The 23,822-nt window shown below is 70.9% G+C and carries 19 protein-coding genes; 4 read left to right on the plus strand and 15 right to left on the minus strand.

Features of this window, described 5'->3' with window-relative positions:
• Positions 1-207: hypothetical protein (locus ACFXI3_RS19790; protein ID WP_378401065.1), on the minus strand; the 207-nt coding region annotated here is incomplete at its 3' end.
• Positions 208-233: 26 nt separating this feature from the next.
• Between ACFXI3_RS19790 and ACFXI3_RS19795 the strand changes: the two genes are divergently transcribed.
• On the plus strand, positions 234-737 hold the full coding sequence (locus tag ACFXI3_RS19795) for a hypothetical protein (protein ID WP_378401067.1): 504 nt from the start codon (positions 234-236) through the stop codon (positions 735-737).
• Between the two features lies 1 nt (position 738).
• Here the strand turns inward: ACFXI3_RS19795 and ACFXI3_RS19800 are convergent, their stop codons facing one another.
• On the minus strand, positions 739-2,811 hold the full coding sequence (locus ACFXI3_RS19800; protein ID WP_378401069.1) for a HelD family protein: 2,073 nt from the start codon (positions 2,809-2,811) through the stop codon (positions 739-741).
• A gap of 87 nt (positions 2,812-2,898) precedes the next feature.
• On the minus strand, positions 2,899-3,642 hold the full coding sequence (locus tag ACFXI3_RS19805; RefSeq protein WP_378401071.1) for an IclR family transcriptional regulator: 744 nt from the start codon (positions 3,640-3,642) through the stop codon (positions 2,899-2,901).
• 365 nt (positions 3,643-4,007) lie between these two features.
• Here ACFXI3_RS19805 and ligA point away from each other — a divergent pair, with 365 nt between their 5' ends.
• Positions 4,008-5,999 (plus strand): NAD-dependent DNA ligase LigA, encoded by a 1,992-nt coding sequence (gene ligA, locus ACFXI3_RS19810; RefSeq protein ID WP_378401073.1) that lies wholly within the window; start codon positions 4,008-4,010, stop codon positions 5,997-5,999.
• Positions 6,000-6,126: 127 nt separating this feature from the next.
• Positions 6,127-6,513 (plus strand): hypothetical protein, encoded by a 387-nt coding sequence (locus ACFXI3_RS19815; RefSeq protein WP_378401075.1) that lies wholly within the window; start codon positions 6,127-6,129, stop codon positions 6,511-6,513.
• Between the two features lie 525 nt (positions 6,514-7,038).
• Here ACFXI3_RS19815 and ACFXI3_RS19820 read toward each other — a convergent pair.
• From ACFXI3_RS19820 to ACFXI3_RS19840, 5 genes are all read right to left on the minus strand, one after another.
• Positions 7,039-8,760, minus strand: a complete 1,722-nt coding sequence (locus ACFXI3_RS19820; protein WP_378401077.1) for an ATP-binding cassette domain-containing protein — start codon at positions 8,758-8,760, stop codon at positions 7,039-7,041.
• Positions 8,761-8,926: 166 nt separating this feature from the next.
• Positions 8,927-10,579 (minus strand): ABC transporter ATP-binding protein, encoded by a 1,653-nt coding sequence (locus tag ACFXI3_RS19825; protein WP_378401079.1) that lies wholly within the window; start codon positions 10,577-10,579, stop codon positions 8,927-8,929.
• A 702-nt stretch (positions 10,580-11,281) separates the two neighbouring features.
• Complete coding sequence (locus ACFXI3_RS19830; protein WP_158242558.1) at positions 11,282-11,416, minus strand: class III lanthipeptide; 135 nt, start codon at positions 11,414-11,416, stop codon at positions 11,282-11,284.
• Between the two features lie 32 nt (positions 11,417-11,448).
• Positions 11,449-13,986, minus strand: coding sequence for a class III lanthionine synthetase LanKC (gene lanKC / locus ACFXI3_RS19835; RefSeq protein WP_378401081.1), 2,538 nt, complete (start codon positions 13,984-13,986; stop codon positions 11,449-11,451).
• Between the two features lie 745 nt (positions 13,987-14,731).
• A complete protein-coding gene (locus ACFXI3_RS19840) occupies positions 14,732-15,625 on the minus strand; it encodes a LysR family transcriptional regulator (RefSeq protein ID WP_378401083.1) in 894 nt (297 codons plus the stop codon).
• 82 nt (positions 15,626-15,707) lie between these two features.
• Here ACFXI3_RS19840 and ACFXI3_RS19845 point away from each other — a divergent pair, with 82 nt between their 5' ends.
• Positions 15,708-16,604 (plus strand): DMT family transporter, encoded by an 897-nt coding sequence (locus tag ACFXI3_RS19845; protein ID WP_378401085.1) that lies wholly within the window; start codon positions 15,708-15,710, stop codon positions 16,602-16,604.
• Here ACFXI3_RS19845 and ACFXI3_RS19850 read toward each other — a convergent pair.
• The 7 genes from ACFXI3_RS19850 to ACFXI3_RS19880 all read right to left on the minus strand — a co-directional run bounded on the left by ACFXI3_RS19850 (position 16,601) and on the right by ACFXI3_RS19880 (position 23,815).
• Complete coding sequence (locus ACFXI3_RS19850; RefSeq protein ID WP_378401087.1) at positions 16,601-17,383, minus strand: class I SAM-dependent methyltransferase; 783 nt, start codon at positions 17,381-17,383, stop codon at positions 16,601-16,603. The two genes, ACFXI3_RS19845 and ACFXI3_RS19850, sit on opposite strands and share 4 nt — an antisense overlap.
• A gap of 52 nt (positions 17,384-17,435) precedes the next feature.
• On the minus strand, positions 17,436-18,278 hold the full coding sequence (locus ACFXI3_RS19855; RefSeq protein WP_378401089.1) for an endo alpha-1,4 polygalactosaminidase: 843 nt from the start codon (positions 18,276-18,278) through the stop codon (positions 17,436-17,438).
• Positions 18,279-18,456: 178 nt separating this feature from the next.
• A complete protein-coding gene (locus ACFXI3_RS19860) occupies positions 18,457-19,761 on the minus strand; it encodes an alpha-glucosidase/alpha-galactosidase (RefSeq protein ID WP_378401091.1) in 1,305 nt (434 codons plus the stop codon).
• Entirely contained in the window at positions 19,758-20,705 is a 948-nt protein-coding gene (locus tag ACFXI3_RS19865) for a carbohydrate kinase family protein (protein WP_378401092.1), read from the minus strand. Before ACFXI3_RS19865 ends, ACFXI3_RS19860 begins: the two co-directional genes overlap by 4 nt.
• Before the next feature lie 23 nt (positions 20,706-20,728).
• Positions 20,729-21,616 (minus strand): carbohydrate ABC transporter permease, encoded by an 888-nt coding sequence (locus ACFXI3_RS19870; RefSeq protein ID WP_378401094.1) that lies wholly within the window; start codon positions 21,614-21,616, stop codon positions 20,729-20,731.
• Complete coding sequence (locus ACFXI3_RS19875; protein WP_378401096.1) at positions 21,613-22,527, minus strand: carbohydrate ABC transporter permease; 915 nt, start codon at positions 22,525-22,527, stop codon at positions 21,613-21,615. Before ACFXI3_RS19875 ends, ACFXI3_RS19870 begins: the two co-directional genes overlap by 4 nt.
• Positions 22,528-22,537: 10 nt before the next feature.
• Entirely contained in the window at positions 22,538-23,815 is a 1,278-nt protein-coding gene (locus ACFXI3_RS19880; protein ID WP_378401098.1) for an ABC transporter substrate-binding protein, read from the minus strand.
• Positions 23,816-23,822 lie beyond the last annotated feature (7 nt).

Raw genomic sequence — 23,822 nt, forward strand, 5'->3', positions numbered from 1 at the left:
AGTGCGCACGGCCCCCCGGGCCGGGTGCACTGCCCCTCCGCACGTCGACTTAAAGGCGATCCCGCCCGCGGCGGCGAAGCCGACGCCATCAAACACCGCGCCATCAAACACCGCGCCATAGATACCGGCTAAAATCCCCTCACCCCTCCTGTCCCGGCACGCATAATCTCCCCTCACCGCCACGTCGTGATCGACAGCGGAACCCATCGACGAGTCGGGAGAGGCTGCAGATCGTGACGCTGCGGGAGAAGGTCGAGAGCCGTCTGGCCGGGGAGTTCGTGCCGGGGGAGCGCGTGCTGAGCGCACTTGTCGCTTTCCGGGTGGGTGGCGTGCGGAAGACGATGATCGGCGGCGCGGCGGGCATCGCCGGGCTCGCGGGCGCGGCCGGGATGGCGCTCGCCGTGCGTCGTGGGCAAGCGGAAGCCCCGCAGGTCGCGATCCCGACGCCGGGTCGGTTCGTTTTCGCGCTCACCTCGCACCGGGTGGCGCTGTTCACCGTGGGCGGCATCGTTCGCGCCGCGCCGGGGAAGCCGGTGCGCTCCTGGACCCTCGACCAGCTCGCCTGGGTCTCGGAACCCGAACTGAATTCCGGGGTCGCACAGGCGCTTCGGGGTCAGATCGGCGTCACCGGCGAAGGCGTCCTCGGCTACGAATTCGCGCGCCTCCAGGTCGACGACGGACGCTCCCTGATCAAGCGCCTGGCCCGCGCGCTGAAGGAACTCGACACGGCCTCCTGACCTACTTCTCCCGGATCCGCGCCAGCTCGGCCGGCACCGGTCCGAGATGGAGGATTCCCAGCCGCCGGGTCGCGCGCGTCATCGCGACGTAGAGGTCGTTGCGCCCGAGGGGAGCGTCGAGAATCCGCTTCGGATCGACGATCAGCACCGAATCGAACTCCAGGCCCTTCGCTGCCCCGGGCGTCAGCACCGTCGCGGCGCAACCCTCCCGCAGCGCGGCGAGATGACACGCCGGAGCGATGATCGCCAGCTGCCCGCTGCGGTGCTCAGCGGCAATAGCGCCGACCTCGGCAAGCGTGCCCTCCTGACGCCACGGCGATTCACCAGCAGCCCGCACCGACGGCGGCGGCTGGAGCCCAGGGTGCTGCGCCGCGAACAACTCGCTCGCAGCCGCCATGATCTCCCGCGGAGTCCGGTAGTTGACGCTCAACTCCGCCAACCGCCAGCGATCCGCGACATGCGGTGTCAACACCTGTTCCCACGACGTGGCTCCCGCCGGATCGCTGGTCTGCGCGAGGTCTCCGACGACCGTCATCGACTTCGCCGGACAGCGTCGCATCACCATCCGCCACGCCATCGCGGACAGCTCCTGCGCCTCGTCGACCACCACGTGCCCGAACGTCCCCACGGATTCGCCGATCACCGCGGAAGCCTCGTCCAGCAACGGAATGTCCGCCGCGCTCCAGCCGCCGTCCGGCTCGCCCGGCACCTCATCGTTTCGCGCACGGGTTCCGCTCGTCGCCGCATCCGCGAGCTGGACGCCGCCCAGCTCGCCGAACACCTCCGCCACCACCCCCTCCGCGGTCAGCGCGGGCCACAGCTCATCCAGCACCCGGCACACCGCGGCGTCGGCCAGCAACGCCTTGCGCAGGTCAGCCAAATCGACCTCGTCCAGCAGCCGCCGAGGCCCGTCGTCCTGATCCGGCCCGACCACCACCCCCGCCGCGGCCAGCGCCCGCAGGTCGGCCGCGCTGAGCCGGCCGTCGGCACTCCCGCCGTCGAGGGCCTCGCCGCTCTCGGTGAACACCACGTTCTCCATCCGGTCGGCCAACCGCTGCGCGAGAAGTTCCGCCATCCGCTGCTGAAAGACCCACCGCGCCGGGTGGTACGGCAACCCCTTGCCGGAAGCGAACTCCACCGCGGCTCGCCATTCGGCTGGCTCCAGCCGCACCGCCTGCTGCTCGAATTCCGCCTCGACCGCCTCGCCGGACGCCCCCGCGCGGCCCCACACCGCCGCGACGATCCGATCCGCCGCCTCCGCCCGCCCCTTGACCTCCGCGACCCCGGCCGGATCCACCCGGCTGACCTCGACGTCCGGCCGCAACCGGGCGATCGTCGCGGTCGCCACGGCGTGCTCGCCCAGCCCCGGCAGCACCTGTCCGATGTAGTCGAGAAAGACGTCGCTGGGCCCGATCACCAGCACCCCTCGCGTGCGCAGCCGCGGCCGGGTGTACATCAGATACGCCAGCCGATGCAGCGCCACCGCGGTCTTCCCGGTCCCCGGTCCGCCCTGCACCACCAGCACCCCGGCGTAACCGTCGCGGACGATCCGGTCCTGCTCTTCCTGCAGCGTCGTGACGATGTCGCCCATCCGCCCGGTCCGGTCCGCAGTGAGCGCCGCCAGCAACGCGGCTTCGCCGACCAGGGTCCCGGTCCCGGCGGCGTCGGGATCGAGCAACTCGTCGTCGAGCGCTGTCACTGTCCGTCTGCGGGTGGTGATCCGCCGCCGCCTCCGAACGCCGTGCGCCTCCGCCATGGTCGCGGTGTAGAACGGCTGCGCCGCCGGAGCCCGCCAGTCGAGCAGCAACGGTTCGTCCGCCTCGTCCCGGAACAGCCCCACCCGGCCGATGTACCTCCGGCTCCCGTCGTGCATCTCCAGCCGTCCGAAGCAAAGCCCGTCCTCGACGGCTTCGAGGCGCGCCAACTCCGCCTTCCAGCGCGCCGCCGCCTCCGGGTCCTCACTTCCGCAACCGCTCGCCGCTTGCGCGCGCAACGCGTCGAGCCTGCCGTACAAGGCGGTCACGTACTCCTGCTCGAGGACAAGCTCACGATCCACGTCGTTTTCGGCCGGCACCCCTGAACTCCCCGCTGTCGGGTGATCGATGGCACCGAGGGTGCGCGGGATTCCGATGGAATAACAGTCTTGTCTTTACCGGCGGCCTCAGCCGAGCGGGTCAAGGCCGCATGGCCCGTAGGACGGAAACCGCGCGAGATTCGCGCTGGCGACGTTCGCCGCCCGCCGCACCGCTTCCGCCAGCGACGGCAGCCTCCGCTGGTCCAGCGCGACCGCGCCCACCGCCGCGACGACGTCGCCCGACGCCGACCGCACTGGTGCGGCCACACAGCACAACGGCGAAACCCCGTCGCTATAATCGAACGCCACGCCCCGGTCCCTGGCCTCGGCGAGCAGCTTTTTCCATTCACGTCCGGAATACTTTTCGGGCGGCTCGGCCTGCGGCCCGGAAGCGGTGAGAACTATTTCCGCCGCGGCACCGGGCGGCAGCACCCAACCGGCGCGCATTGCGCAAATCTCGTCGGCTTCGCCGCGGATTCCGCAGCCGATCAGGATCCGTCCGGAATCAGCGGCGGGCACGCCGACGCTGACGCTCGTCCGGCGACTCGCCGCCGCGAGTTGCCGCAGCGGCGGCCCGACCGCGGCCCGGAGCACCCGGACCGGTTCCCACGCTTGCCCGAGCCGGAACATCTGCGGCCCCACGCGATAGCGACCGGCGCAGCGCTGGACGGCGCCGACGCCGACGAGCTGATCGAGCAACCGGTGCGCGGTCGCCTTGTGCAGCCCGGTCGCGGCCGCGAGCTGGGTCGGTCCCGCCTCGCCGTTTCGCGCCAGCTCCTCCAGCAGCAGAAAAGCGCCCTCCAGTACTCCGCGACCTGCTTTACGCTTCATCGGCAATCCCCTCCGGATTCCGCGAGCCGCCTTCTCGCGGTTTCATCGCCGGATCCGCCCTTTTCGTGACACGGTGTCTCGGCTGATTCGGGAAACCGGATTGCCGATGTCCGGAACAGGCATTCCAGAAAAGCATGCGGAGAATATTCCTGGCTGTGCTGGCGAGGCGGCGCCGGTGGCGGGTCGAAGCCGCGCGGAGCCTCCGGAACGACTGCCCCGCCGGGTCTGAGCGACGACGGACCTGTACGGACCGCCGTCCCGCCGCCCGGTCAGGCTCGGCGCCGGCGCGCGGCGACTGCCGTCCTGACCTCCCGGTTTGCGTCGCAGCCGGGTTTTGTCGGTGGGGCCGGGTAGCGTTCCGGGTCGTGGACGTTCGGGAACGTATTCAGGAGCTCGCTGATCAGGTCGTGGTGCTGCGCGACGCGTACTACCGGGGTTCGCCGGCGGTGGCGGACGCGGAGTACGACGCGATCGAGGACGAGCTGCGCGGGCTGATCGAGGCGAGCCCGGAGCTGGCCCCGGACCCGAACCCGCTGGACCAGGTGGGCGGGCCCGCGGTGCTGCACGCGCCGATCCGGCATTCGCGGCCGATGCTGTCGCTGGAGAAGGCGACGAAGCCGGAGCAGGTCGAGGCGTTTTTCGGCCGGTTCCCCGGCCAGCCGGTGGTCGTGATGCCCAAGCTCGACGGCCTGTCGCTGGCACTGGTGTACGAGGACGGCCGCCTCGCCCGGGCGGTCACCCGCGGCGACGGGACCACGGGAGACGACGTGACCATGCTGGTCCGGGCGCTGACGGACGGCATTCCGCACCAGGTCGGCGCCCCGGGCCGGGTCGAGGTCCGCGGCGAGGCGGTGATGCTGCGCTCGACGTTCGCCGCTTACAACACCGCGCACCCGGACAAACCGCTGATCAACCCGCGCAACGCCGCGGCGGGCACCCTGCGCGCGAAAGACCCGGCCGCGGTCGCCGAGCGCCGGCTGCGCTTTTTCGCCTTCGACCTGGACACCGAGCCCGGCAGCGCGGAAACCGACCTGGACAGCGGCCTGCTGGCGCTCGGGTTCACCGCGGCGGACATGCGCCGCTGCGCCGACGCGGCCTCCGCGCAGGAGGTGATCACCACGATCGAACAGCAGCGCAACGACCTGGACTACGACATCGACGGCGCCGTCCTGCGCCTCGCCGACCGCGCCGCGTACGCCGCCGCGGGCACCCGTTCGAGTTCGCCGCGCGGGGCGCTGGCGTACAAGTTCGCCGCCGAGGAGAAGACGACCGTACTGTCCGATGTGGTCTGGGACGTCGGCAAGACCGGCAAGATCGCGCCGGTCGCGTGGCTGGAGCCGGTGTTCGTCGGCGGGACCACGGTCACGCGCGCGACGCTGGCCAACCAGGAGGTCATCCGCGCTCGCGGCATCAAGATCGGCGACACCGTGCTGGTGCGCCGGGCAGGCGACGTCATCCCGTTCGTCGCCGGGGTGCTCGACGAGTCGAAACGGACCGGCGCGGAGCAGGAGATCGTGCCGCCCTCGGCGTGCCCGTCGTGCGAGCAGCCGCTCACCGAGCAGGGCAACAGCCGGGAACTGTTCTGCACCAACGTCTCCTGCCCCGCGCAGACCGTCCGGCGGCTGATCCACTGGGCGTCCCGGGCGGCCGCGGACATCGACGCGATCGGCGGCGTGTGGATCGAACGGCTGGCCGAGGCCGGGATCCTGGAGCACCCGTCGGACTTCTACCGGCTGACCAAGGAACGCCTGCTGGAATTCGACCGCATCGGCGAGGTCTCGGCGACGCGGATGATCGAGTCGATCGACGCCAGCCGCCGGGTCGGGCTGCGCCGGGCGCTGATCGGGCTCGCGATCCCGATGGCGTCGGAAGGCACCGCCGCGCGGCTGTGCCGGGCCGGATTCGCCTCGCTGGAAGCGGTCCTCGACGCGGGCGCCGACGGCTTGGTGGCGGTGGAGGACATCGGCCCCAAGGTCGCCGCGTCGCTGGTGGAACACCTCACCCGGCTGCGCCCGGAGCTCGAACGCCTGCGGGAACGCGGGGTCTCCCTGGACGTCCTGGAGGAAGACCTCCCGCCCGCGGTCGTCGCGGGAGCGCCGCTGGAGGGCAAGACCGTGGTGGTCACCGGCGCGATCAGCGACCCGCGATCGGGGGAGAAGGTGCCGCGCCCCACGTTCCAGCGCCTGTGCGAGACAGCGGGCGCGACCACCGCGTCGTCAGTCTCGGCGAGCACGGACCTGCTCATCACCGGCGCCGACGTCGGCGCCAGCAAACTCACGAAGGCCGAGAAGTTCGGCGTCGAGGTAGTGGACCAGGGGGTGATCTGGGACCAGCTGATCGCGGCCGGAGTCGTCTGACCCCGAGCCGCGCCGCCTCGCCGGCACGAGACCGGTGCCGCCCCAGGGACTTCCCGCATAATCCCGCGCCGCACGCCGCGGCCACGTACGATTCCGCCCAGAATCGACCATCCCTGGGGGAAACGCCATGAAACGCATCGCCATCGGCCTTGTCCTGTCCGCGGTCGCCGCACTCGGCGGCGCGGGCGTCGCGAACGCCGCGGGCTACCCGACGTCGGACTTCGGCGGCGACATCATCGGCGGCCGCACCGGCGGCACGCTGACCTGGTACAACCGGGCCGTCGGCGTCAGCGGATTCGTCATCGACGACCCGTCGGCGGGCAGCACCACGGTCACCTTCGAGTTCCGGCAGGCGGCCACGCTGTTCGACGTCCAGACCCGCACCGCCTCCGACGCCCCGAAGACCTTCGGCTGGACCGAACCCGGCCCGTCCGGCGGCTTCAGCAAGGTCGACATCTACCTCGGCCGCAACGGCAGCAAGATCCTCATCGCCTCGGTGCCGCGCAAGGTCTGACCGGGGTTCGCTCGGCGGCTGGTCGCGGGGACGTTTCGCGACCAGCCGCGAGACGGCGATGCGGGATGCGCCGGGGGACAGGCGAATCGCTCCGCGACGGCAGGCTGTGCGGCGTCGCGGGCCGCTGCTGGCGAGGACCATCAGGATCTCGGTTGTCGCGCCCGGTTGGGTGCGCTGACGTTGGCCGGATCTCGGCTGTCGGTTGTGGTGCCCAGCCGGGTGGTGTTGCCTTGGCCGGACGTTGGCTGTTGCGCCCAGCCCGACGCGCTGGCTTTGCCGGACCTCGCCTGTCGTGCTCGGTTGGGTGAGCTGCCTTTGCCGGACCTCGGCCGCTGGCATGGCTCAACCCTGCCTGCGGAGAGGCCTGGCGCTGTGCATGTCACCGAGTCCCCCGGGCCTTCGCCGCAGTCACGACCTAACGGCAGGCACCGGACTCACCCGAGCGACTGCCCGGCCAGAGACAGCGGATCAGTAAGTCGCACGGCTGCTGGCTCCTCCGCGGTCGAGCCTCCCTAACGCCCCACTTCAACTGGCCTCGAGCCGCGACCCGGCCTGCTCCGGAAGCCAAGCCCGCATCATCTCCGCATACCTCGGCGCCGCGGCGAGAAGTTCGTCGTGGCGGCCGAGCAGCGTGTCCTGCCCGTCCATCAGCAGCACGCGCCGCGCCCGGACCGCGGACGACAGCCGGTGTGCGATGACCACCAAGGTGCCTCCCCGGGCGGCGAAGGCGCGTTCGGCGTGGATCTCCGCCGCCGGGTCCAAAGTGGACGTCGCTTCGTCGAGGACGACGACGCCTGCCGGTGACGCATAGGCTCTCGCCAGGGCGAGGAGCTGCGCTTCCCCGGCGGACAGGCCCTCCGCGCCGGGACGGAGTTCGGCGTCCAGGCCGCCGAGGCGGGCCAGCAGCGGGGCGGCGCCGACGGCTTCGGCGGCCGCGACGAGACGTCGGTCGGAGGCTTCGGGGTGGAACAGCGACAGGTTCTCGCGCAGCGTCCCGGCGAAGACGTAAGCCTGTTGCGGCACCAACACCAGATGCCGAGGCCGGTCGGCCAGTTCTCCGGCTCGCATGCCGCCCAGCCGGACTTCGCCGTGGTGCGGGTCCAGCAGACCGGTGAGCAGACCGGCCAGCGTCGATTTCCCGATGCCGCTCGGACCGACCACCGCCAGATGCTCGCCCGGGCGCAGATCGAGATTCAGGCCGCGGACCACCGGTTCCGGCGCCGCACCCCAACGGAACGTCAGGTCGCGCACGGTGAGGGCGATTCCGGCGGGACTCTCGGTCGCCAGGCGAGGTTCCGGCGGGGCAGTGGTTTCGGCGAGCCGCCGCAGCGCTACGAGCAAGCGGAGGACGACCGTGGACGCGGTGGCGGCGAGCCCGCGCAACGCGGGTTGCAGGGTGGCGGCCAGGTAAACGAGCGCGCCCAGCGCCGCCCCGGCGGTCAGCTCGCCGCGGGCGACCATCGACGGCGCGAGAGCGAGCGCGAGCACCAGCGGGACGAACCCGCCCAGCGCCACGATCAGCGACCGCAGCGCCGCCGACCGAGCCACCCGTACCGCGGCAGCGGCTTGGCGGTCCAGCGCTTGGTCGGCAGTCAGCGCGGCGACCGGTTCGGCTCCGCAGGCGACGACGTCCCGGATCCCGGCGAAGATCGAACCGGTCGCGGCGGCGGTGCCTTCGTCGGCCAGCGTGAGCGCGCGTTGCCGCCGGGCGAGCGAGGGCAGCAACGCGGCGAATCCGGCCAGCGCGAGCACCACCGGAACTACGACCGGCAACGCCAGCGACCCCGCGACGGTGACCAGCCCCGCGATCGCCGCCGCGGTGGTGACGATCATGGCGCGGGCCTGGACCAGGAGCCCGCCGGTGGCGTCGCGCACGACCTCGACGTGCTGGGTGATCCGGGCGACCCCGCGCGCGTCCGGCCCGCTCCGCGGCGGTGCGGGATCGTGCAGCACTCCGCGGACGACGGCGGTCACCAGCGCGTCGCGGAGAGGCTCCACGACCTTGCCGAGCTGCCGCCACACCAGCCGCGACCCGACCGCGCCCGCGAGAGCGGCGAGGCCGAACACCCCGAGCCAGACCAGGCCGACGCCGGGCTTGCCCGCGGCGAACCCGCTGTTGACGGCCAGTTCGACCAGCCGTCCGGAGAAAAACGCGGGCAGTCCTTCGAGAAGGGAGCAGGCGAGGAGCACCAGCCCGCCGCGCCATTGCCCGGCGAGGGCGTTCCAGTAAAGGCGGCCGACGGTCATGGCCGCTCCGCGGGCACGGTGTGGTTGCGTGCGCGGGCTGGTTGGGGCGCGAGGCTGATGCGCCATCGCGCGCTGCCGGGCGGCTTCGGGGTTATCGCAGGCGCGGCCCGACGGCACGGACCTGCTGCACCGCGTTGTCCGGCCAAGGCGTTCCACCAGCGCGGCATCACGTTTCCTCCGTGAACACCGCGCGATACCCCGGCATCTGCCACAACCGCGCATGCGGTCCGACCGCACGGACCTGTCCCGCCGCCAGCCACACCACCACATCCGCCCGCGCGGCCATCGCGGCCCGGTGCGTGACGACCACCCGCGTCCGGCGGCCCAGCTCCGCCGTCACGGCGCGCTCGGTGACCGTGTCCAGGCTGGCGGTCGCGTCGTCGAGCAGGAGCACCCGCGGGTTTCGCGCGAGCGCACGAGCGAGCCCCATCCGGGCGCTTTCCCCGCCGGACAACGGAGTTTCGGCGAGCAGCGTGTCGTAACCCCGGGGCAGCCGCACCAGGACGTCGTGAATGCGCGCAGTCCGGCAGGCCGCGTCCACCGCCGGGATGCTGGCCCAGGATCCATAGCCGACCGCATCGGAAACGGTGCCGCCAAGCAGCGCGGGCTCGGCAGCGGCATACCCGACAACGGCGCGAAGTTCGTCCGGACGCAGCACGGAGAGGTCGCGGCCGTCCAGCAGCGCCTGTCCGGCGTCGGGGCGGCGGAGACCGGCCAGCAGACTGACCACAGTGGACTTACCGGAGCCGGAACTCCCTACCACGGCGGCGAAACAGCCACCGGGAATGGTGAGGTCGACGTCGGTCAGCGCACCGTGCACTGTCGCGCCGCGGAGTTCCAGCGTGCCGTTTCCGGGCAACAGCCCGAGGGCGCCGCGAGGCGGTGGCTCGGTGTCGAGGACCTCGGCGATCCGGTATGCGGCCGAGCGGATCCGGGAAAGTGTGGTGAGCAAAGGAATCTGCGTCACCAGGCCGAGGCCGAGAGCGACGTAGCCGAGTGCGGCGAGGACGTCCCCGGCGCTCAACCGTCCGTCCAGGACACCGAAACCGGCGGCCGCGAGGGTGAGGATCTCGACGGCGGGAAGCAGCAGGCCGGCCCGCCACACCATCCGGGCTTGGGTGCGCCACATGCCCTGGCCGGCGAGATTCAGCCGAGGCAGCGGCCGCAGCACCCGGGCAGCCTCGGCGTCGGCGGTGCCGGACGCGGCGATCGTCCGCAGGCCGGCGACCGCGTCGAGCAGCCGGGCGGACAGTTCGCCGGAGACCTGTTGGTAGGCAAGGACGTCCTTCGCGGTGCCTCGCAGGTGCGACCTCGCCAGCAGCAAGGCGAACGGGAGGCTGCCGAGGAAGACCAGCGCCAGCCGCCAGTCCAGAAGCGCGAGCAGGACTACCGCGCCGGAGGACATCAGCGCGGTCGCGATCAGCTGCACCACGACCGCGGCGATGCCGCCTGCCGCCGCGCAATCGCCGCTGACCCGGCTGACCGCGTCCCCGGGCGCGAACGGCGAATGCGTGCCGAGAGCGAGCAGCCGGTCGGTTACCCGACGACGCAGCCAGGCGCTCGCATTGCTGGTCAGCCGAGCGGGAAGGAGCATGGTGACGGCATCAGCGGCGATCTCCGCGACGCCTACGACAAGCAGCCACACCACCGCGCCGGTGCTGCCGCGCCCGCCGAGCACCGCGTCGGTGGCGGCGGCCAGCGCTCCGGGAAGGAGCAGCCCGGCGCCGGCGGAGATCAGCGACGTCACGACAACCGCGGCCAGCCGGGGCCGGTCCAGCAAGGCGGCGGAGCGCAGCAGCCGATCGGCGGATCGGGCCATGTCGCTCCTCTCGCTGCGGTGCAACGTCCGCCCGCCCGGCGACTTTCGCCGGGCGTCGTCGGGTTCGCGGCCGGTCAGGCAATCGGCGGCGAGCGCGCGGAGGCGACTCGCCGACGCCCGCCTCGTTCTGACCCGAGGCGGGCATCCTCGGGCTCATGGCCAGCCAGTGCCGGGCCGCGAACCCGCCGAGGCAACTGGCCCGCACCAACCGCTGTCGGGTCGGCGACGTCTGCGGCGCTCGGTGCGGGTGTCACTGGGCGTGTGGTCGGCTAAGCGCTGTGCCGGGGCAGTTCGCCGCGCCGATTGCTGTCGGGTCGGCGACGTCCGCGGTGATCGGTTCGGGTGTCGCCGGGCTCGTGGTCCGACCGCGAGCCCGCGGAAGCACTTCGCCGATCCGAAGGCTTTCGGATCGCCGACGCCACCTCGCCACAACCGAGGCGAGCGTCACCGGACTCGTGTCAGCCAGCCCTGCGACCGCCGACCCACGAGACACCTCGCCGGCACCAACCGCCGTCGAGCCGCGGGTTCCGGCTCGACCGATGCGGGCGTCACGAAGTGGCCAGCCAGCCCCCCGACCGCTGTCCGGCCGAGCCGCCTCACCGCACCAGGCCCGCCTCGACGCGACCGCCGCGGCTCGCCGGGGCAGAATGAACGGGGCGGGAACGGCGCACTTGGCCTGTGCCGTTCCCGCCCCGCCCGCGGTCAGTAGCAGAGGAGCAGGCTGAGCGTGCTGTCGCCGCAGTACGCGCTGTAGTGGCTGTGGCCGTGGTGGTCCAGTCCCTGGCCTTCGAGGGCTTCCGGGGCCTCCAACGCCTGCAGCTCCAGGACGTGTTCCATGGGTGTTCCCTTCTCTCGGGGTCCGCCGGCGCTCATCGGCCGGAGGTGTGCGGGGACGGCGCGGAGCCCAGGAAGGGCAGCAGTTCCGCGCCGTCCAGTAGTGCGGCGAGCGTGCGGAGGACCCCCGCGCTGCCGGTATTGACGTCGGTCGACAGGCGAAGCAGCTGGTTCCCCGGGAAGGCCAGCCCGCCGTGGTACGGGACGCCGTGCCAGGACAGCCGGGACAGGTGCAGGTCGATGGCTTCCCGGTCCGGCTCGTCGGCGAAGGACAGCGCGGCGGCGAGTCCGCACCGGCCGTAGAGCAGGCCGGGGTGGATCACGAACTCTCCTCGGCACGCCGCCCGCAGGCCGGGCAGGCTCTGGGCGGTCGCCGACTCCGGCAGGCGCCGGGCGACCTGTTCGGCGACCAGCAGGATTCCGGCGCTGCCGATCGCGGCGTAGGGGAGCGTGCGCAGGACGCCGTCGCGGACCTGCAGCGATCCGTCGGACGCCGGGGCGCATTCCTCCAGGTCGCGGGCCAGCACCCGGTCGGCGAGGGTGAGCCAGGACGGCTCGCCGGTGTGCTCGTGCAGGCGCAGGAACAGCAACGCCGGTCCGGACCAGCCGCTCAGCAGGCCGGCCCTGGCGAAGCGGCCGGGCGGTTCGGCGGTCTCGAAAGCGGTCGCGAGCCGGACGGCGATGTCCAGGGCTTGGCGGCCGAATTCGTTGTCGCCGCGGGTCGTCGCGAAGTGCAGGCGGGTGAGGCCGATTCCGGCCAGGCCGCTTTCCAGGCCGTGGTCGGTGGTCTGGCCGGCCAGCGACTGCGACGCGGCCAGCAGTTCATCAGCCTCCGCCGAGTAGCCGAATTCCTCCAGGACGTACGCGATGCCGTGGCTGCCGTCGAAAAATCCGGGCCGAGAGGGCGGTTGCCGCCGGACCGCGGCCAGCAGCCATTGCTCGTATTCGGGATAACGGCCTGCTCCGGCGATGTGCAGCGAGTGCAGCACGCCCGCGGCTCCGACGCCGAATCCCGCGCCGCCGGAGCGGAACTGCTCGATGTCGCCGGGGAACAGCCGGTCGGCGCGCTCCGGCGTGGCGCTCGCGAGGATGGCTTCCGCGATCTGCTTGCGCACCAGCGACCAGTCCGGCCGCGGTTCGTCCAGCGCGGTGTGCGTCGCGGCGGGCGGTGTGCCGCGCGGGGTGAGCACCGAGACCACGCGGTCGGCGTACTCCTGGGGAAGGCCGAACCGCTGCTGGGCGAAGTCCGCGATCCCGCGCAGTTTGCTCGGCGCGAGTTCCAGCAGCATCACCAGCGGCAGGAAAAGCCACAGCCGGAGCGCGGCCAGCGCGTGCTCGTCGATTTCGAACCCGTGCCGGTCGGCGGGGGCGCGGAAGCCGGGCGCGCCGAGCCCCGGGCGGTCGCCGGAACCGGCGTCGACGGCCAGCTCGAAGTCGACCAGCGACACCCGGTCCTGCTCGTCCACCAGGATGTTCTTCCCGTGCAGGTCGCCGAAGACGATCCCGTGCCGGTGAATGTCGGCGAGGATGCGTTCGACCTGCACCAGCACGGCCAGCGCGCGGTCGCGATAAGCCGCGAGATCGGCTTCGTCGCGGGAACCGCTGGTGAGCGGGTAGTGCCGGGCGAGCCAGCTGCTCAGCGCGATGCCGGGCAGGTGCTCCATCGCCAGGTAGTGGTGCTCCCACACGGTGAACTGCTCGTACACCCGGGGGATCCCCGGAACGGCCGCCAGCCGTTCGAGGACCTCGCGCTCGTGGTCGAGCCGGGCGACCGCGTCGGCGCCGTCCCGGTCCAGCCCGGCGTGCGGGCGCGCCTCCTTCAGCACGACGGTTTTCCGGTCGACCCCTCGTTCGGCCAGATAAACGCCGCCGCCGTTGGAAAAGTGCAGGGAACCGGTCACCCGGTACGGGAACCGGGCGCCGTTCTTGCGCGCGGTCAGGCTGTCGGACAAACAGGCCGGAATGGACACCCAGTCCGGCACGGAAAAGGACGGTTCCCGCCGGTCGGGCACGAGCGTGCCGTCCGGATGGCGGATTGCGAGCACCCGGGTTCCGGCGTGTTCTGTCCACTGTTCGGAGAATCCGCCGTACCGGACGTAAAGCGGGCCTTCGCGGTAGCGGAGATCGCTCAGAATATACGCGCCGTGCTCGCCTTCCAGCTCGGCGGAAAGGTCGCTGAGTATCCGGGCGAGCGCCTCCTCGGACTCCGGGTAAATCGTGACCAGCTTGCCGCTTCCTTCGCGCGGCGCGTATTTCGAATTGCGGCTGATGAGGATCGCCCGGGAGCGCAGGTGCTTGTACGCGACCCGATGCTCCACACAGTACTGATGCACCGCGGCCAGCACGCGCCCGGCGTTGTCCAGACCTGCGGAGACGTGGATTTTCCAGCCCTGGGCGGGAAGTTCCCGGCCCGCCGGGCGCAGCGAACGCCAGATCCCGTGCTGCTCGGCCGTCCACCCGGGTCCCGGCTGCGGCAGGGCCGCGGCCAGGTCGCCTGCCGCGCCCGGGATTTCCCACGGTTCGTCGAAGAACAGCGGATCGGCGAAGCAAAAAGCCTCGTACCGGACGTCCATGAAAACGAACCCTTCCCTTTCCCTGAGGAAAACCGGGCGACTTCGATGTCGGACGGTGACACCATTCCCGCACGGAGGGGGTCCCCCGGCCAATCCGCCAACCCGGGGGTTCGCCGCGCCTCGTCAGAGTGACGGAGGCGGGTCGGGGCCGGTTCAACGGGGACTGCGCGTGAGTTATCCCTACCCGATCGGGGTGTAACGATGTCGGTTTCCGGTCGGCCGCCCAGGTCGGCGCGGAAAGAGCGGGAGAAATTGGCGGAAGGCCATCAACCCGTTCCGGTGAGCCCGCTTCCACCCGTCGTCCGGCGCGAACCCGGTACCGGCTGGTCCGTTCGGGGTCACGGCCGCACATTCGCGTCGTGAATGTGGTGCTTTCGTTACCGGGGAAGGTTTGGTCGCCCGATTCGCGCCTCCGGTCGCCGTGCCGTGAAGGGCTCCTTGAGGGAATCTGGTTCCCTCAAGGAGCCCTTCACGGCTTCCTCGGCTCCGAGGTTGCCGGGCTGGGAGCGCGGACCCCTCATGCTTCGCGACCTGGCTGTCCGTGAGGGGAACCTTCACGGACTCTGATTCCGTGAGGGTTCCCCTCACGGCTTCTCCGGGCGGCGCGGGCGAAATCTCGGCAGTCCAGCGAGCCCTGCTGTCCGTGAGGGGAACCTTCACGGATTTTGATTCCCTCAAGGAGCCCTTCACGGACTTCGGCGGCATCCGGGTGGTGCGTCAGATTCGGCGTGTCAGGCTTGGTGCGTCAGCCGACGCTGGTTTTCTCCGGGCACACCAGGCTTTCCAGCAGTTCCACCGCGCGCCGGGCGGCCGGGTGTTCTGCGATCGGCTTCTTCACCGCGAGGCTGAGGTGCCGGACCGGCGCGGGGGAGGCCAGTGCGACGGTCGTGAGGCCGTCCGGCAGTTCGCCGATCCCCAGCGCCGGCACCACGGTCAGCCCGATTCCCGTTGCCACGAAGGACATCGCGGTCCGGTAGTCGTGCGTCTCGACGACGAAACTCGGCGAGAACCCGGCTTGCGTGCACGCGTTGAGCAGCACCTGCCGGCACGGGCCCTCGCGCAGGTCGTTGTCGACCCAGTGTCGCTGCGCGAGCGCGGCCAGCGGCACCTCCGGCAGGCCGGCGAGCGGGTCGTCGAGGCGGACGACCGCCAGGTACGGGTCCTCGGCCAGCCGGTGCACGATGACCGACCCGGGGTGCTCGGCGCCGGTTTCCTCCACGAAGATGTCGATGTCCGGGTCGCCTGGCGTGAACTCGGTCAGCATCAGGTCCAGCCGCAGTCCCGGGAATTCGGCGCGCAGTGCGGCGACGGTCGGGGCCAGCCAGGTCGAGCCTGCCGAGCCGAAGTAGCCGATCGACAGCCGGCCGACGCGTCCGGCGCGCAGTTCGGCGACGACCTGCTCGACCCGGCTGAAGGACTCGAACAGCAGCTCGGCCTCGGCGGCGAGCGTCCGTCCGGCCTCGGTGGGCTCGATGCCGCGGCCGGACCGTTCGAACAGCTGCAGCCCGGTCTCCCGTTGCAGCGTGGTGATTTGCTGGCTCACCGCGGACGGCGTGTAGCCGAGCGCGGCGGCGCTCGCGCGGATCGACCCGGAAGCGACGACTGCGCGCAGCACGCGGAGGCGGGGGAGGTCCAGCATGCTTCGAATGTACAGCGGTCCTTAACGGAGGTACAGAACTCATCGCTTGTGCTGTACATCAGGGCGAGGTGACGATGGTCAGGTGACCGATCTCGTGGAAACCGCCCAGCCCGCCGTCAAGACCGACCTCGGCAAGATCGCGGCCGCCGCCGGGCTCGCCGTGGTGCTGTGGGCCTCGTCGTTCGTCGCCATCCGCAGCGTGGGGCACGCGCTGTCCCCGGCACCGCTGGCGCTGCTGCGGCTCGCCGTGGCGGCCGTGACGCTCACCGTGTTCGCAGTGGCCAAGGGCGCGGTCCGGGTCCGGCTGTCGCGCAAGGCGTTCCTGCTGGTCGCGGCGTACGCCGTGCTGTGGCTGGCCGCGTACACCGTCGTGCTCAACGCGGGGGAGCGGCACGTCGACGCCGGGACCGCGGCGTTGCTGGTGAACCTCGCGCCGCTGATGGTCGCCGTCGCGGCCGGGAAGTTCCTCGGCGAAGGCTTCTCGCGCTCGCTGATCATCGGCTCGCTCGTCGCGCTGGGCGGGGCCGCGCTGATCGCGACCGGAGCCACCGGAAGCAACGACTGGGCGGGCGTCCTGCTGTGCCTGCTGGCTGCCGTGCTCTACGCCGCCGGGGTCATGGTCCAGAAGATCACGCTGCGCCACGTCGACGGGCTGACCGCGATCTGGCTGGGCTGCGTCGTCGGGACCGTGGTGCTGCTGCCGTGGGCGCCACAGCTGATCAGCGAAGTGCAGGCGGCGCCCACGGGCGCGGTGCTCGGCAGTGTCTACTTGGGAGTGTTCCCCACCGCGGTCGGCTTCACGGCGTGGGCGTACGCCTTGCGCCGCACGGACGCCGGTCGCCTGACGATGGTGACCTACGCCGTGCCAGCGGTGGCGGTGCTGCTGTCGTGGCTGCTGCTCGCCGAAACCCCGAGTGCGTACGGGCTCATCGGCGGGGTGCTGTGCCTGGCGGGGGTGGCGATCTCGCGCCGTCGTTAACGGCGGCCCCATACGGACACGAGGGGATAGGAAGACACGGTGAACCGCGGATCGGCGAGCACCCGGCGGAACTGCTCAAGCTCCTCCGGCGACACGCCGTCCGCGGCCAGCTTTTCGGCCAGTTCCACCGAATTCGCGGCCAGCAACCGGATTTCCGGCCCGCCGCCCGGCCACCTGGTCGTCACCCGCGCGCTGCCGACCTCGCGCAATCCGGCCCCGGCGAGCACCTCCGGCAGCCGCCCGGCCCATTCGACGTCGCTGCCCGCTCGTTCGAGCAGGTCCAGGATCCGCCCTTGCACAGAACCGAAAACCGCCGCGCTCTCGTCGTCGGGCGCGGCGAGCACGGTTTGGCCGCGCGGCTCGATCTCCTCCAGGACCAGCCAGCCGCCGGGGGCGAGGGCACCGGCGAGTTTCGCCACCAGTTCGTCGCGTTCCGGGAAGTGGATCAGCACCAGCCGGGCGTGGATCAGGTCGAACTTCCGGTCCGGCAGCGGCTCTTCGCGCACGTCGTGGCGCACGGCCGAGGCGTTCGCGGGCAGGTCGGCCAGCAACCGGGTGTCGAGGTCGGTGGCCAGCACCTGCCCGTCCGGCCCGGCCCGCTCGGCCAGCCACCGGGCGATCGACCCGCCGCCCGCGCCGATCTCCCAGCAGGACCAGCCCGCGCCGACCCCGAGATTCTCCAGGTGCCGGACGGTGGTCGCGTCGTAGCTGGCTTCGAGGGCGGACATCCGGTCGCTGGCCGGGGCGGCCGCGTTGTCGAACGGGTACTCGTCGTCCATTCCGCCACCCTGCCAGCAACCGCGCGGCGGTGCTGGCAGGATGACGGAAGTCTCAGCAGGTTTCGCGCACGTACGCGGAATCGCCCTTCGGCGTGACGTCCCGGTCGCGCCGGACGACGCTGAGCGTGCTGCCCCACTTGGCACACGCGTTCCGGAGTCCGTCCGCAGAATACTCGATGACGATCACCTGGTTGCCGAAATGCTGGGTGTACTCCGCGCAATTGTCCTGCTCGCCGCATTCCTCGGCGACGGCGAAGTCCAGACCGTTGTCCGCCCGCGACGAAGCGAGTTCCGAGGTGTTCTTCTGGCCGATCGCGAGGCCTTTCCCGTGCGCGCGCTGGGAAAGCAGCTTGACGAGGTCCTGGGCGTTCCGCGCGCTGAGCAGGCCCTGGGACCGGGTGAAGCTGTCGTAGTTGTCCGGCTCGACGGCCTGGTAGCCCTTGCCCGCGCACTCGTCGATCCACGTGCCGACCTTGTCCGCGATCCGGCTCCGCTTGTCCGCGGTGCGCAGGTCGAGCAGCGCTTCGTTCCAATCGTGATCGATGACGACGTTGCCGTCGTCGTCACGCAGAACCAGGTCGCCCCAGTCCTTTTCGGCGCCGGGCTGAGCCTGGAAAGCGTTGATGTAGCAGATGTTGTACAGCCCGGCGGCCGCCGGGGCGCTGTGGTCGCGGCTGACGACCTGGACGCCCGACGGCGGCTGGTACGGGCCGCCGATCTGGTAGTCGAACCCGGCGTGCGGGGCCGGCAGGGGGACGTCCTTGACCTGGCTGTGCGGCGAGGGCAGCGGCGCGCTTTCCGCGGTGCCGCCTGCCCCGAGCGCGCACGCCGAACTGCCGATCAGCAAGGCGGCGGCCGCGGTTCCGCGAGAAATCCGACCAGGAAGCGAATGCATCTGGTGACTCCAGCGTTGGTGAGTACGGCCCCGCCTCGGACGCTGGAGAAGACATCCTGGCGACTGGGTCCGGGCTCGCGGAACACTCCGCATTACCGGCTGGGCGTACTTCTGGCGCCTGCCCGTCCGGCAGGCACCAGAAGTTTAGCCGATCACCGCGTCGCGCCGTCAAGAGTCGTTAGCTGCCCAGTGTTTTCCGCAATCCGGGCTGGAGCGCGTCGCCGTGTGCGAGCACCATTTCGTCGCACAGTTCCCAGATGCGTTCGACCGGAAGCGCGGCCGCGGTGGCGGGATCGGTCATCGCGGCGTGGCGGATGTGCCGGGGATCGTCCTCGACCGCCGCGCGCACCACGAGTTCGGTGGTGCTCAGGTAGGTGCGGTTGAGCGCGGCGAGCTGCGGCGGAAGCGCGTCGACGCGCGTCGGACGGATGCCGGTGGCGTCGGCGAGACACGGCACCTCGACGGCCCCGGTCGCCGGGAGATTCGGGATCAGCCCGCGGTTGAGCACATTGCCGTAAACGGTGCGCGGCGTGCCGGTGACGACACTGTGGATGATCTGCGGCGCGTATTCGTTGGTGCCTTCGACAGTGAGCGGTTCGTCGCGCTCGATGGCTTGGCGGGTCCGTTCGTATTCGGCCTCGTTCTCCGCCACGACGTCCAGGTACGCGCCGATCGGCAGCCGCAGCCGTTCGATTTCGCTGGCGTGGCCGAGATACCAGGGCACGTATTCGGAGGAATGCTCGCTGGTTTCGGTGGGGTAGTAGCCGAGCCGCCGGAACATGTCGAACCGCACGCGCCGCCGCAGCTGCGGATCCTCGGCGAGTTCGGCGAGCCGCGGGTACAGATCGTTGCCCTGATGTTCCAGGCGCAGGATCCAGGCCTGGTGGTTGATGCCCGCGGCGTGGTAGGTGACCTCGGACAGCGGCACCTCCAGCAGTTTGGCCAGGTCGTGCACCGTCCAGTACACCGAATGGCACAGGCCGACGACGCGGTCCGGGCCGAGCGTCTCGGAGAGGTACTGCACGTTCATCGCCATCGGATTCGTGTAGTTCAGCAGCCACGCCCGCGGGCACACCTGCGCGATGTCCTCGCCGAGTTCGCGCAGGAACGGGAAAGTGCGCAGGGCACGGAAAATCCCGCCGACGCCGAGCGTGTCGCCGATGGTCTGCTTCACGCCGAAGCGGGCGGGAATGTCGAAGTCGACCCGGGTGGCCTCGCCCATTCCGATTTGGACCATGTTGACGACGAAGTCCGCGCCTTCCAGGGCTTCCCGGCGGTCCGCGTGCGCGGTGAGGACCGGCTTGGCCCCGCGCGCTTCGGCGATGCGACCGGCCGCCGCGTGCGCGATGCGCAGGCGTTCCGGGTCGATGTCGTGCAGCGCGACGTGTACCTCGGCCAGTTCGGGATAGGCGAACAGGTCCGCGAGCAGACCCTGGGTGAACACGACGCTGCCGGCGCCGATGAAGGTGATCTTGGTGGTCATGCGCTTTCCGTTTCAGTGGTTTCGGTGAGATTGAGTTCGTTCCAGGTCGGTTGGCCGTCGATCCCGCCGCGCGCGAGCGTCGAACGGCCGCCGCCCTCGACCCCGGCCCCCAGCGCGTCGCGGAGCGGCAGACCGCGCAGCGTCGCGGCAAGGAACGCGGCATTGAAGCTGTCCCCGGCACCGACGGTGTCGAGCGGGGTGATCGGGGACGCGGGAACCGTGACGGTTTCGCCGCGGTGGTGCGCGAGAGCGCCGTCGGCACCGTTCTTTACGACGACAGTCGGACCCTGGGCGGCGAGGTGCGCTGCTGCGTCGAGCAGGCTGGATTTTCCGGACAGTTGCAGAGCTTCGGCGGCGTTGGGCAGGAGGTAGTCGGTCTCCTGAAGCACCAGCGGGATGCCGCTGGGATCCCATTGCCGGGCCGGATCGTCGTTGGTGTCCAAAGAGGTCGTCGCGCCGTGTGCGCGGGCGGTGCGGAACAGCTCCGGCAGCCCGGCGGCCAGCTTGGGCATCAGGAAGTACGACGAGGCGTGGACGTGCCGGGAGCTCATCAGCAAATCAACGGGGACGTCCGCCGCCGACACTGCGTCCAGCACGCCGGCGCTGGTGATGATGGCGCGGCTGTCGTCGCGGGTCAGGATCACGGTGAGCGGAGTCGGCAACGTCGGATCCACCGTGAGGGCCTGCGTGTCGACCCCGCGGTCTTCGAGGATGTCGCGGACGAAGCGACCGGCGGCGTCGTCGCCGATCCGCCCGGCGAAGGCAACCTTGAGCCCCAGCCGGGCGGCGCCGGCGGCGGTGATCGCGGCGGACCCGCCGAGCGTGAGCGAGCCGTGGCCGACGAGGTTCTCCCGTTGCCGGAAGTCGAGGTCGTCGGTCAGCGGCCCGAGGACGACGTCGGGGTTGACGTCGCCGAGCACGAGCAGGTCGAAGCGGTGCGGCATGCGTGGTTCCTCTGGACGACTCGTCAGCCTTTGAGGCCGCTGGAGGTGATGGACTGGATGAACGTCTTCTGCGCGCCCAGGAACGCCAGCAGCACCGGCAGCACGGTGATGACGTTCCCGGCCATCACCGCCGCCCAGTTGGTGTGGTGCTGTCCCTGGAAGGTGGTCAGGCCGAGCTGCAGCGTGTACTGGGTGTCGTGGTTGATCGCGATCAACGGCCAGGTCAGGTCGTTCCAGGTGCTGAGGAAAGTCAGCACCGCGACGGTGCTCAGCGCCGGGCGCGACAGCGGGAGCACGATCCGCACCAGCACTCGCAGCCGCGAACAGCCGTCGATCCAGGCCGCTTCCTCCAGTTCGCGCGGGAGCGAGAGGAAGAACTGCCGCAGCAGGAACACCGCGAACGGCGTGACCAGCGACGGGACGATCAGCGCGCCGAGCGAGTCGATCAGGCCGAGCTTCTTCATCACCAGGAACGTCGGGATCATGGTGAGCTGGAACGGCACCGCCATGGTCGCCATCATCAGCCCGAGCATCGCCTTCGAACCGCGGAACCGCATGCGCGCGAACGCGTACCCGCCGAGCGAGCCGAAGACGAGGTTGGCCGCCACCGTCACGAACGACACGATCAGCGAGTTGGAGAACCAGCGCAGGAACAGCGCGTTCTCCAGCACGTACCGGTAGCCGGAGAAGTCGATCCCGGACGGCCACAGCGACGGCGGGAACCGGTTGATCTCCGCGTTGCTCATCACCGAACTGAGCAGCAGCCACACCAGCGGGGCCGCGAACACCAGTGCCAGCGGGGCCAGCAGCAGATGCCACGGGCTGAACGGCAGCCGCCAGCGCCGCGGCTGGCGTGCGACGTCAGGCAGCCGGGCCGCGGAAACCGGGGCAACGTGGGCACGCGTCGTCATCGGACCTCCTTGTTACGGCGCAGCAGCCGGACGCCCAGCCCGAGCGCCAGCAGCACGACGGCGAGCACGTACGCGGCAGCAGCGCCGTAGCCGGCGGTGAAGTTCTGGAACGCCTGCTGCCAGATGAAGTAGACGATCACCGTGGTCGAGCCGAGCGGCCCGCCCTTGGTGGTGACGTAGGTCAGGTCGAACACCTGCAGCGATTGGATCAGCTGCCACAGCGTCAGAAAGGTGGTCACCGGCAGCACCGCGGGCAGGGTGACATGCCGCAGAATCCGGAACGGACCGGCGCCGTCCAGCCGCGCGGCTTCGACGAGCGACGGCGGCACGTCCTGCAGCGCGGCCAGGAAGACGACCATGCAGAACCCGGTGCCGCTCCACAGCGTGATGGCGACCAGGATCAGCAGCGCCTGCGACGGATCGGTCAGAAACCCTTGCGGGCTCAGGCCGATCCGGTGCAGCAGCGAGTTGGCGACGCCGAATTCCGGGTCGAGGATGAACGAGAACAGCACGCCCTGCGCGGTCGCCGACAGCACGAACGGAACGAACATCAACGTCCGGTACACGCCGATGAAGCGCACCCGCCGGTTCAGCGCGAGCGCCAGCGCGAGGCCCAGCACGATGCTCAGCGGAACGTATAACGCCGTGTACAGCAGCGTGTTGCCGACCGCTTGGCCGAAGTGCGGGTCCTGCGCGAGCGCCGCGTAGTTGTCGACGCCGACGAACCGGGACGGGGTGACGAGGTCGTCGGCCTGGAACGACAGGATCAGCGACCACACCACGGGCACGAGACCGAGGCCGATGATGACGACGACCGAGGGACTCAGGTAGGCCCAGGCGGCGGCGGTTTCGCGCCGGCGGCGGCTCTTGGCGGCCGGAGCGACTGTGATCGGGCCGGGATGTACGGACATGGGCGGGGTCCTAACGGGGGATGATGAGGGCGGCGTTGGCCGCGGAAGCGCAGTCGCGCATGGCGTCGGCGGGGGTCGCGCGCCCGAGCAGCACGGAGACGATCGCCGCGGCGACGGCCTGCGAAACCTGCGGGTAGGCGGGGTGGTTGGCGCGGACGTGCGAGTTTTCGAGCGACTTGACGAACACGGAAAGACCGGCGGTGTCCTGGGTTTTGCGCTGCCATTCCGGAAGACGCTGCGATTCGGCGCTCAGCGGGAGGCTGCCCGCGCCGACGTCCCAGACGACGTCCTGGGCCGGCGCGGTCAGCCACCGCAGGAACGTCTTGGCCGCGGTGAGCCGCCGCTCTCCGTTGTCGAACACCGTCCAGGTGTCCGGGCCGGAGATGGTGATCGGCTTTCCGGTGAAGGTGGGCAGCGGAACGATCGCGTAGTCGAGCCCCGAGTCGTTGATGTCGGGCAGCTGCCATGGACCGGTCGGCACCATCGCGATCCGGCCCGAGGCGAAGGCCTGGTACATCTGCTCGGAGCCGGGCTTCGGGTCGATGTAGACACTGCGGTCGGCGGACAGCTGCCGGAGCACGTCGAGCGCCCGCACCCCGCTGTCGGCGAAACCGATGCTGCGGCCGTCCTGGCCGACGATGGTGCCGCCGAGGTCCCAGATCATCGGCCACAGCCGCCAGACGGTGTCCTCGTCGCCCGCGCCGGGCCAGGCGGTGCCGAACTGGCCCCGGTCGCGGTTGGTCAGTTTCTTCGCGGCGGCCGCGAAATCCGGCCATCGCCAGTTCTCGTCCGGAAGCGGAACGCCGTGGTCCTGGAAGAGTTTCTTGTTGCAGGCGACGGCAAGCGAGTCGAGCATCGCGGGCACCGCGCGGACGCGTTCGTTCACGGTGACCGCTTCGAAGGCGGGCTTCCAGAACTGACCGTGCACGACGTCGTCCATGTCGGCCACTCGCGGGCTGCGGGCGATGCTGGCGAGGTCGGAGCCGAAGATGTACGCGATGTCCGGGTAAGAACCGGACGCGAGCGCCGCGGTGACCTTCTGCAGCATGGCGTCGGCGAGCACGCCGCCGCCGAGGTCGATCCGGATGTCGGGGTGCTCGCGCTCGAACGCGGCGACCAGTTGCTTGAGGACTTTGAGGCCGGTGTCGTTCTGGCCGTGCCACATTTCGACGGTGACCGGTCCGGACGTAGCGGCCGGGGCCTCGGCGCAGGCCGCGGCGGCGGGCACCAGCGCCATGGCCGCCGCGCCGCGGAGAAACCCGCGCCGGGTCAGGGTTCGCACGCGCATGGGGTCG

The organism is Amycolatopsis sp. NPDC059235 (genome assembly GCF_042754125.1).
In the GTDB taxonomy this organism is placed as follows: domain Bacteria; phylum Actinomycetota; class Actinomycetes; order Mycobacteriales; family Pseudonocardiaceae; genus Amycolatopsis; species Amycolatopsis albidoflava.